4 protein-coding genes are annotated in these 10431 nt (G+C 45.7%); all 4 read right to left on the reverse strand.

Annotated elements, in window-relative coordinates:
• Nucleotides 1-11: 11 nt before the first annotated feature.
• Genes ACWJAO_RS09665 through ACWJAO_RS09680 form a run of 4 tightly spaced genes read right to left on the reverse strand, consistent with a single transcriptional unit; the run spans nt 12 to nt 10111 of the window.
• Nucleotides 12-3263 (reverse strand): SusC/RagA family TonB-linked outer membrane protein, encoded by a 3252-nt coding sequence (locus tag ACWJAO_RS09665; RefSeq protein ID WP_449140100.1) that lies wholly within the window; start codon nt 3261-3263, stop codon nt 12-14.
• Nucleotides 3264-3284: 21 nt separating this feature from the next.
• Nucleotides 3285-5081: a RagB/SusD family nutrient uptake outer membrane protein gene (locus ACWJAO_RS09670; protein WP_449140101.1), complete on the reverse strand. Its 1797-nt coding sequence runs from the start codon at nt 5079-5081 to the stop codon at nt 3285-3287.
• 27 nt (nt 5082-5108) lie between these two features.
• Nucleotides 5109-8198, reverse strand: a complete 3090-nt coding sequence (locus tag ACWJAO_RS09675) for a SusC/RagA family TonB-linked outer membrane protein (RefSeq protein WP_449140102.1) — start codon at nt 8196-8198, stop codon at nt 5109-5111.
• 20 nt (nt 8199-8218) lie between these two features.
• Nucleotides 8219-10111 carry a hypothetical protein gene (locus ACWJAO_RS09680; protein ID WP_449140103.1) on the reverse strand — a complete coding sequence of 631 codons (1893 nt, stop codon included), beginning with the start codon at nt 10109-10111 and terminating at the stop codon, nt 8219-8221.
• Nucleotides 10112-10431 lie beyond the last annotated feature (320 nt).

A 10431-nucleotide genomic window follows, 5' to 3' on the forward strand; every position in this document is an offset into this window, starting at 1 on the left:
GATAAAACTGATTAGAAACCAATGTTAATACCAAATGTAAATGACTTTGTCTTTGGATACCACCAGCAGTAGCTCAATGGCTTCTCTGGGTCAACATCATCTGGCAGACTGCTGAAGGTGGCAATATTGTAAGCGCTGAAGTAAACGCGGCACTTAGTCATCCACAACTTAGAAATCAACTTAGATGGCAGAGAGTATCCTACCTCGATATTTCGTATAGACCAGAAGTTACCGTTGCGTACCCAGATATTGTTCTGATAAGAACCTGTAGCACGTTCTGAATCAACTGCATCGAATCCACCCCAAACAGGACGTGGATAAGTAGCATTCACGTTGCGAGGATCAGAAGGGTCGTCAGTATAGTAACCCCAAGCCTTTGTTACCTCGTGGGTACCCATGTTACTCCAACCACTGTAGCTGATAGCTGGTGAAAGGAATACAGAGCGACGCAGATAAGCATTCACGATCATGCGGGCATCGAAGCCCTTGTACTCGAAACCGAAGTTGAAGGTAGGAATCATCTCAGGAATGATGGTGTATGAATCTGGTACCATATCCTTTGAGTCGATCACGCGGTCACCATTGATATCCTTGAACACCGCTGTACCCAACTGCTGTGCTCCATTAGAGAAACTGTTGTATGGATACTTTTCCGGATGGTCGATGGCATCCTGCTGAGAGGTTGCAATCAGGTTTGGATCTGAAGCCCACTGGTCGAACTTATAGATGTTCCATCCACCCACACGGTTGGTACCTGTCTGAGCCTGCTCATAGAGTTCAGCTACCGAAGTGTTGTCATAGATTCTATGACCAGCCTTACGCTGCCACTCTACATCTGGTGCAGTTTCATCGATATCGGTAATCTTGTTGGTATTGAAGGTAAGCTGCCCCTCGATGAAGTACTTGAAGTCCTTGCCGATATTGCCACGATGTCCGAGAACGAGTTCGTAACCGCGGCTTTCAACCTTACCATATGAATCCTGTGCTACAGGCACACCAAGTATGGTTTCTGGCACGGTTGAACGGGATACCAGGATGTTAGAACGCCACTCCTTGAAGATATCGAAGCTACCATAGAGTTTGCTGTTCCAGAGATTCCAGTCAACACCGAGGTTTACCATCTTGGAGATTTCCCACTTACTGTTGGCATTACCGGTCTTGCTCTCAGCATAGCCATTCACAAAAGTTCCGTTATAACCGAAACCGTAACCGGTAGCAGAACCATAGATACTCTGATATGGGTAACGGCCTGCACCTGTAGATGACTGACCAGCCTCACCATAAGAAGCACGGAGCTTGAGAAGATTGACAAAGCCAAGTTTCTTCATCCAGGATTCCTCAGAGAGTACCCATCCTGCTGATGCACCCCAGAAGGTTCCCCAACGGTCGTCTGGTGAGAAGTTGTCACATCCCATACGAGAGAGGTTGACTGAAGCGATATACTTGTTAGCATAGTCGTATGTTCCCTGGAAGTTGTATGCCAGATAACGGTTTGAAGATGCACTCTGCTGGGTAGAGTAATCTGAACCTGCTTCCTCATTACGGTAGTAACGGGCAAAGGCACGGGCATCTACATTGTGCTTACCAAAACTATTCTTATAGCTTACTCCACCAAACAAATTCAGGTTGTAGTAGTAACCACGCTGATTAGCAGAAGGGTTGCTCAAAGCTGCCTTGGTTGTATATTTGGTATACTTGAACTGGCTGACATCTGTAATACCAGGAGTATCGTAGTCGTAGTTCCATGAATCCATCTGAGCAGTCTGTGTTGACTCGAAAGTCTCGTATGCATCGAAGCTGACAGTACCGAACAAGCCTAAGCCCTTCAATACAGGACTCAAATCGTACTTGGCATTCAAGGTAGAATACAAGTTACGGCGACGGTTCTTCTCCAAACCGGAACCACCCAAGTAACGTACCGGGTTGTTGGCTGTAGATGAAGAATAGATACTTCCGTCAGGGTTATGGGTAGGAGCCATAGGGTTTGCCTCGATTACACCGAAGGTAACGAGGTTGAACACAGGCTCAGTAGGCTGAGAGATGTTATCTATACGTCCACCCAAGTCGAGAGATACATTCAGATACTTGGATACATCGATATCGATGTTAGAACGGAGATTCCAGCGGTTCAGTACGTGCTGTGTGCTGTAACCATCATTCATTTCTGTACCCTCGGTATTCCACATACCCTCCTGGCGCAGGTAAGAGAAGCTTACATAGTAGCGGGCACGCTGGTTACCGCCACTAATCTGCAGGTTGGTGCGATACTGCGGTGCAGCTTCACGATACAACTGGTCTGCCCAAGATGTATTGAAGTACTGGTACTTGCGGATATCATCGTCAGCAAACTTTCCACCATCGCATACATACTTGTAGTTGTCGAGCTGCTCCTGGGTGTACATCGGATCCATACCGCTCAGATAGCGTACCTGGTTACGGGTCATCGCCATGTTGTAAGAGTTCTGAACCTCCATCTTGTTGGCGAGGGTCTGGAAACCGACTTCCTGAGTGAAATCAATCTTAGTCTTACCGGCATTACCGCGCTTGGTAGTAACCATAATCACACCATTGGCACCACGCATACCATAGATAGAAGAAGCGGCAGCATCCTTCAGTACGGTGATGCTCTCGATAGGATAAGCATCGAGGAAGGAGAGGTCACGCTCTACGTTGTCCACGATAATCAGTGGAGAACGGGCACTCTGGTTGGTGGTACGGATACCACGGATAAAGAGGAAGCTCTCCGACCATCCTGGCTCAGAAGACCATTCGTAAGTCTCCACACCATTCAGTGTTGAGGTGAAGGCATTCTGAAGAATAGTAACAGGATGCTTCTGCAATTCCTCGCCTGAAACAACCGAACGGGAATCTGTCAAGATTTTCTTTTTCTGCTCGCCGAAAGGAACAGGAGCGAGATGCTCATACTCGTCTGCATCATCTTCCATCTTGATGACGTATGTGCCGTCAAAAGTAGTCACCTTCTCCTGAGCATTCTTGTAACCTACGCTACTAACGCAGATTTCATCGCTAGGAGTTACCTTCTTCAATGTAAAGTAACCTTCCTTGTCGGTCAGGGCAATGCGGCTTTCCTCTGCCACGTTGACAACAGCTCCAGGGATTGGTTCACCCTGGCTGTTGACGATTCGGCCTTTGAGCACCTGCTCCTGTGCCAAGACTGAGCTTGAAGCGCAGAGAAGTGCACTCAGCATCAAGACTTTGCTTGATGAAGATACCTTATTATATATATTCTGAATATTATTCATACGATTCTATCATTAAAAGAGTTATTCTTTCCAACCATCGTTCTGGAAGTCCTGACCAATCTTCCAAACCTCAGCCTCTGGGATTGGATAGAGGTAGAACTTGTCTTGCCACTTGCGCTGCTGGGCTACCTTACGGGTAATAGTGCCATCTGCTGCCACATCTACACCATAGATATCACGGCCGAGCGCATCGCCTGCTACGTTCCAGCGACGTACATCCCACCAGCGGTGCTCCTCGAAAGCAAGTTCGATGGTACGCTCCTTGTGGATGAAATTGCGCATAGCTGTCTGGGAATTCAAGTCTGCACGGTCGGCTACATTACCGATGATACCGCCACGATGACGAATCTGGTCGAGCAGGTTGCAAACCTGTGTCTTGTTGCCTACATAGTCAGCCTCGTTCAATGCCTCAGCATAGTTCAGAAGCAGTTCACTATAGGTAAAGATCTTCCAGAGGCGCTTGGCTGTACCGCTGTGGTTACTGCTCAGGATGGTCTCAGGAATATACTTGCGTACATAGTAACCTGTTGGAGTAGCATTCTGGTTACCGATAGGATTATCGCGATGACCATAAACCACATCAATGACATTGGTCTTGGTGCTGGTAGCCTGACCCCACTCACAACCATTGTAAAGAATGGTAGCTGCGAGGCGTGGATCACGGTTCTTCCACATCTTCTGCTCTGTATAACCGCTCTCTTCGTTGATGACAGGCTTGCCGTTTACATAAACCGGAGCACCTGTTGCATCATACTGCTTGAAAGGAGCTGAACCATCTTCCATATCATACATATCTACGAGGTTCTGACTTGGGCAAAGACCACCCTGTCCACCTTCACCTACAGGAGTATCGGTAGAAATACCGCTCCAACCAATGGCTACATCGTTGCGGAAGAAGATAACCTCAGGGTTCTTGTCAGAATATGTATTGAGCAACCAGGCATTGTTGTAGGCTGCTACACCACCGTTAGTACGGTCTTCCAACTTATAGTTCTCACCATAATCAGCGATGAAGCCCGCTGCTGCATCAGCAGCCTGCTGCCAGGTAACACCACTCTGTGCAGAGTAGCGTGGACTTGCCATATAGAGCATCATGCGAACATAGAGGGCACGTGCTGTAGGCTGGTTTACCTCACCTGCATAAGTAGCATCGCTGGTCTCTGCATAAGTCTTCAGACTGCTCTCGCATTCCTTCACCTCCTTGAAGAGATAATCCATGAAGGTCCTGAGGTCTGGGCGCTCTGTATAACCTGTCATCAGGTCACCATTAGGGTCGAGCTCGGTTATTACCAATGGCACCGGACCATAACGGAGAAACAGTTCCCAGTAGAAATAAGCACGGAGGAAACGGGCCTCTGCAATATAATTGCCTTTCTTGGCATTATAAGTTTCTACGGGCTCATCAGCAGGGCGAAGCTTGTTCTCTGTATCCTGCTCCAATGTATTGATAGTGATGTTGCACTTGCGGATACCACGATAGCGGCTCTCCCAAGGAGAAGTCAACTCTGCTGCACCTCCACCACCATAATAGTTACCGATATTGAATGTGGTACGTGTACCTGATGTACCGATACTTGACTCAGCCAGGTCGGTAGCAGCATCCATCCATGAGTTGTTCACGCGGTTGGCACCGTGAAGCAGGAAGTTGTAAGTATCGTTGTGGTTCTGCTCCAACAGAGTGAAGTTACCCAACACCTCAGCTTTTGTTAACTCATTGCTTGGCTGCTTGTCGAGGAAATTGCCGAAGGCGTCTTCGCAAGAAGTGAGCGTCATTGCTCCCATAACGAGCGCCAAAGCAAATATACTATATTTCTTCATTTTCGATTCTTTTTGAATGTTCTTGAATTAGAATACGACATTGAAACCTACGTTGACGGTCTTCAAGAGTGGGTAACGGTTTGAACCGTTGCTCTCTGGGTCAACCAAGTCGTCGAGATGATCCCATGTAAAGAGGTTATTGGCATTGATGTAGAAGCGGGCATTGCTCATACCGATATGCTTAATCAACTCCTTAGGGAATGTATAGCTCAACTCGATGTTCTTCAGACGGACGAATGAACCGTTCTTCAGGAAGAATGAGTTCTGGCGCTGGTTGTGGTCACCGTTGCTTCCGTAATGGAGCAATGGATATTCTGCTGTTGCCAGGTTCTCAGCCTCGCTCTTTGCAGGATTCCAGCGGTTCAGGTGGATATCCTTTACCTTACCGTTGTTCTGGAAGGCGAACATTGCATCGCTGTCGTAGTAACGGGATACATGGTCTACACCCTGGAACATTACTTCGAAACCGATGCCCTTATAGTTGGCACCGAGTGTCAGAGCGTATGTGTTCTCAGGAATATCGCTGTAGCCGATGAATGTCTCATCACGGTCATCGATGAAGCCATCGTTATTCATATCCTTGTACTTCAGGTCACCAACCTTTACGTTGCCGTAAGTTGATACTGGGAAGTCAGGATTATCCAAGTCTGCCTGTGTTACGAAGCCCTCGCATACCAGACCGAAGTACTGGTTGATTGGGTGACCTTCGCGCTTGCGGTAAGCGGTCTTGTAAGCAGGCTCATCCATATTCTTGATCTTGTTGGCTGCATGAGAGAAGGTAACACCTACATTATAAGTGAAGTCCTTACCGATGTGGTTGAAGTGATGGAGTTCCAACTCGTAACCCTTGTTCTGGGTCTTACCGAGGTTTCCGGCAGCCATCGTTACACCTACCCACTGTGGACGACTCAAATATTCTGTCAGGATATCGTTACGGTTCTCAACGAAGTAGTCGAAGTTACCAGTCAGCATACCGTTAAACAAGCCGAACTCCAAACCTACGTTGAACTTCTTGGCACGTTCCCAGGTTACACCATAGTTAGGATACTGGCTCTCAAAGATACCGGTTTTACCAGTATTACCGAAGTAGTAATCGTTTGTAATCTGGTTCCACTTCTCCTCATAGAGGAAGCGCTGAGCCACACCACCTACTGTATAAACGTCGTTACCAACCTCACCGTAAGATGCACGGATCTTCAAGTTGTTCAACCAGTTTTCTGTTGGCTTCATAAACTCTTCCTGAGTTACACGCCAACCGAGTGAGAAGGCTGGGAAGAAACCGAAGCGTTTACCCTTGAGGAAGTTCTCTGAACCATTGTAACCAACGTTAACCTCAGCGAGATACTTGTCATCATAACCGTAAGTTACACGACCTACGAGACCCTGATAGCGCTTAGCCAGGTCTGAGTTGTAACGGTAGTCGTTCTGGTTGTAAAGTACCATACCGGTAACATCGTGCTTACCAAACTTGCGGGCGTAGTTAATCTGACCCTCCATATAGAGTTTGTAAGTTGTAGAAGAACCCTTAGAGTAAGCCAGGTCGCCGTCTACATTATACTTGGTATAAGCATCTGCACTTGTAAAGTTGTTGCGGTCGTTCAATTCATAGGTTGCAAAAGCCGCACCGAATGTCTTCTTATAATAAGAGTCATAGTCGAATGAAACCATACCGCGGGCAGAAAGACCAGGAGTCAACCAGTCCATCTTGTAGTCAGCAATGAAGTTGGTTTCATTGATGGTATTGGTTCCACGATAGTATCCACCCTTGGCAAGGGCAGCCACTACGTTGTCCTGATATACGGCTGTACCACCATAGAGTGTCTTGGTTGTCTCACCATTCTCTACCTCATAAGATACTGGGAAGATCCAACCTGGAGTATGGTTGATACGTGCGAAGATATCATAGTTGGTAGAACTCTCATTGGTGTTAGAACCATGACGGTTCTCGAAACGAGTACCAAAGTTTACGCTGAATGTCAAATCCTTAGAGAGGAAGAAGTCCATATTGGCACGGAAAGCGTAACGGTTGTAACCAGGGCTTGAAGAGTTGCCGTATGCATCCTGGCTGAGGTTCTTAATCAGAGAACCCTGGTTGTAGATTTCACCAGAAACATAGTAGCGCATACGCTTCGTACCACCACGTACACTTACATTATAGCGCTGAGATGGAGCCCAGTTGTTGAGCACCTCATCATACCAGTCTACATTAGGATAGAGAAGGGCATCAGCACCAGTCAACTCACCGGCGCAGCTCTTGCGGTACATCTCGATATCAGAAGCTGTATACTGTGATGGAAGACCATCGTTCTTCAGAGCCTCCTCCAGGAGAGTTACAGAATCATAAGAGTTCAGATAGTGAGGCTTACGGGTTGGAGTACCCCACATGAAGTTGCTGGTCAAGCTAACCTCTGGCTTCATATCCTTACCACGCTTGGTAGTAACGAGGATGACACCATTTGCACCACGCACACCGTAAACGGCTGTAGCAGAAGCATCCTTCAATACAGAGATACTTTCGATATCATCAGGAGCAACCTGAGAGAAAGCACGCTCTACACCATCTACCATTACCAATGGAGCACCGTCGCCAGCGAAGGTTGCACGACCACGGATGTTGATGGTAGCATCATCGGCACCAGGAGCACCAGATACCTGTGTTGTAACAACACCTGGAATCTTACCGGCAATAGCCTGTGTTACGTTGGCTGTAGGAGTATTCAAGAGGTCGTCTGAACTAACCTGAGAGATAGCACCTACGACACTCTCCTTCTTCTGATGACCGTAACCAACGACTACGACCTCATTGATTTTCTGACTTTCGTCCTTGAGAACCACCTTGATATTACGCTGATTGCCTACACGGATGTTCTGAGCAACCATACCGATATAAGAAATCTTCAAAGTAGCGTTCTCGTTCTTCACCTGAATCTTGAAGTTACCGTCGAAATCAGTAACAACACCATTGGTTGTCAATGCTTCCATAACAGTAGCACCGATGATAGGCTCACCCGATTCATCTGACACATTACCTGATACGGTAACCTGTGCTGATGCTCCTAAAGTAAGGAGCACCAGTGTCAGGGTCAAGAATAACTTATGCAATATGTTATTGTTCATTGTTTATTCTGTTTATGTTATTATTCTGCAAAGTTAGTATTGAACCATGGATATGTTCTAACCTGCTTGATAACTTGATAAGACTTTTCATTTGTCAAGAAGACATAAAGCGGTTTACCCTCAAGTCCATCAACAAAGAAAGACATCTGAGGCAAAGACTCTCCCTGAGCTGTCACAACATCAGCTGTCATATCAACTCTATCACCAACACGTTTGAAATCAAGAGTAACAGTAGCACCATTAATATCTGTCTTCCAAGTATCCCAATTGTAACTAGCTGTTACATTATCTCCATTCGTTGGTATATTAGCTCCCCATGTCCAAGCATCAGCTCTACAAACTGCATACTCTAAATATCCAGCCTCACCAAAAGGAGTGTTAGTGAATGCAACTACATAATTCTCCCAATTCTCTCCACCTGCAGTTGTATTGACAAATTGAATTGTCAAACGTGAACGTTCTGCTGAAAGGTCATACATTTCAGATTTCTTATCAAAGAATGCTGAAGAATTATCATCAGAACCGATTGTATATGCACCATCTTTATAATTAATAGATGTATAAGTCTCGGCCTTTTCAAATGTCAAGAATGACTTTTCCAGAGTAACAAAAGTACCCCATTCTTCGGTAGGAGCTTCTTTTTGAGTATCAAATGTACAAACTGGGAGTTTAGAACCACTTGCTGTTGTCACATATTGTTCAACATGGAACATTTTACCAGTACGAGTAACATAAAGGTCTACTGTTGCTCCCTTCATATCAGCAATCCATGAATCCCAATTATAACTTGCAGAAACGCCTTGACCATCGCCATCGAGGAGTGAGCCCCAACTCCAAGCATCACCACGACATATCTCATATTCAATATATCCATTATCGCCAAAAGCCACACCATTTGTTATGGCAAGAACCCATGTTTCATAATTATTTGCAGCATTATTATTGCAAGTAAAACGGTAATGAACAGTACCATTACCTTTCATTTGAATATTTGGAGTCTTAGGATCAAAGAATCCGGAACTAAAATCTTCATTACCGATAGATTCTTGTTCTTTCCAAATGAAACCACTACCTCCATTACCACCAACGGTCTTATTCCAGTCTTTCTCTTCCATCATGTTACGGATCAGGGTAACATCGTCGATGGAAATAGCATTGGTCTCTTCGGCTGTCAACTTGCTGTCTCCACCTATATATATATAAGGTAAAGAGTTGATGGAATCAACCAAGGTCTTGTACTGGAAAGAAGTAGCACTTGATGATGTCTGATAACCAGAAAGGCTCTTCTTACCATCTACGTAAAGCTGGTAACCTTCAGTAGAAAGCTGAAGGGCTACAAAATGCCACTCATTAGGAGAGAGAATCCCTGTCTTCACTGAAGCAGGATCATTCTCATTCAGGTTCATACTCTGCAACTGGGTAGGCTTGCTGTAAACCACCTGACCATTGGCAGTGATATAGAAGTGAGCACTGATATCATTACCAGCTAGATTCTTCTCATCTGAACCAAATGAGATAAGAGGGCGTGTCAAGTCAACATCAGCGACAGTTCCGTCCTCAGCTACGGCTGCATCAATCTTTACGGCGAAAGTGATGGCAGCACCATTTTGCAACTTCACACCATTGAAAGGATTGGCAATCTTGGCACCACCCTTACCATTGATGTGCAATACATTACTTGCGAGGGTCTCATCATTGGTCACCTCACATGACTCGTCGTGACTGATCATGTCAGAATACTCAGGTTTCTCTTCTGAATACTCAAAGTCATAAGTTGCCACTGTTGTCTTAGATGGGTAAATCTGTCCGCCAGCAGGATCGTCCTGTCGGCCCCAGTCCTCACCACAAGCAGTGAAACTTAATGCCACCATGATAGCACAAGCAAACGAAAGCAAAGTTTTTCTTATCTTCATAACTTAATGCTTTTAGGTTGTTTATTTACTATATGTAGGTTATTTAAAAATTCTAAATCATTTTTCAGTGGCAAAAGTACAATTAATCGGATTATATTGGGTGGACAAACGGATTTTATAGGTGGACAAAACGCATAAACAGTGGATTTTTAAGGATATTACGTGCTTATCCACCAGCTGTGTACCCACACATAATCGGGTAGGAGGTAAATGCTAATCATAAAAGGCATTTGCCTCCTATTTTCACATTTACCGACCTCCCACACCACCGTACGTGCGGTTCCGCATACGGCGGTTTCGTGCTTTCTCATCTTGTGATG

This window comes from Segatella sp., assembly GCF_977051555.1.

Excerpts from the sequence above, each read along its gene's own strand:
- ACWJAO_RS09675 (WP_449140102.1), bottom strand. The coding sequence starts at position 8,198 with ATGAACAATAACATATTGCATAAGTTATTCTTGACCCTGACACTGGTG.
- ACWJAO_RS09680 (WP_449140103.1), bottom strand. The coding sequence starts at position 10,111 with ATGAAGATAAGAAAAACTTTGCTTTCGTTTGCTTGTGCTATCATGGTG.
- ACWJAO_RS09670 (WP_449140101.1), bottom strand. The coding sequence starts at position 5,081 with ATGAAGAAATATAGTATATTTGCTTTGGCGCTCGTTATGGGAGCAATG.
- ACWJAO_RS09665 (WP_449140100.1), bottom strand. The coding sequence starts at position 3,263 with ATGAATAATATTCAGAATATATATAATAAGGTATCTTCATCAAGCAAA.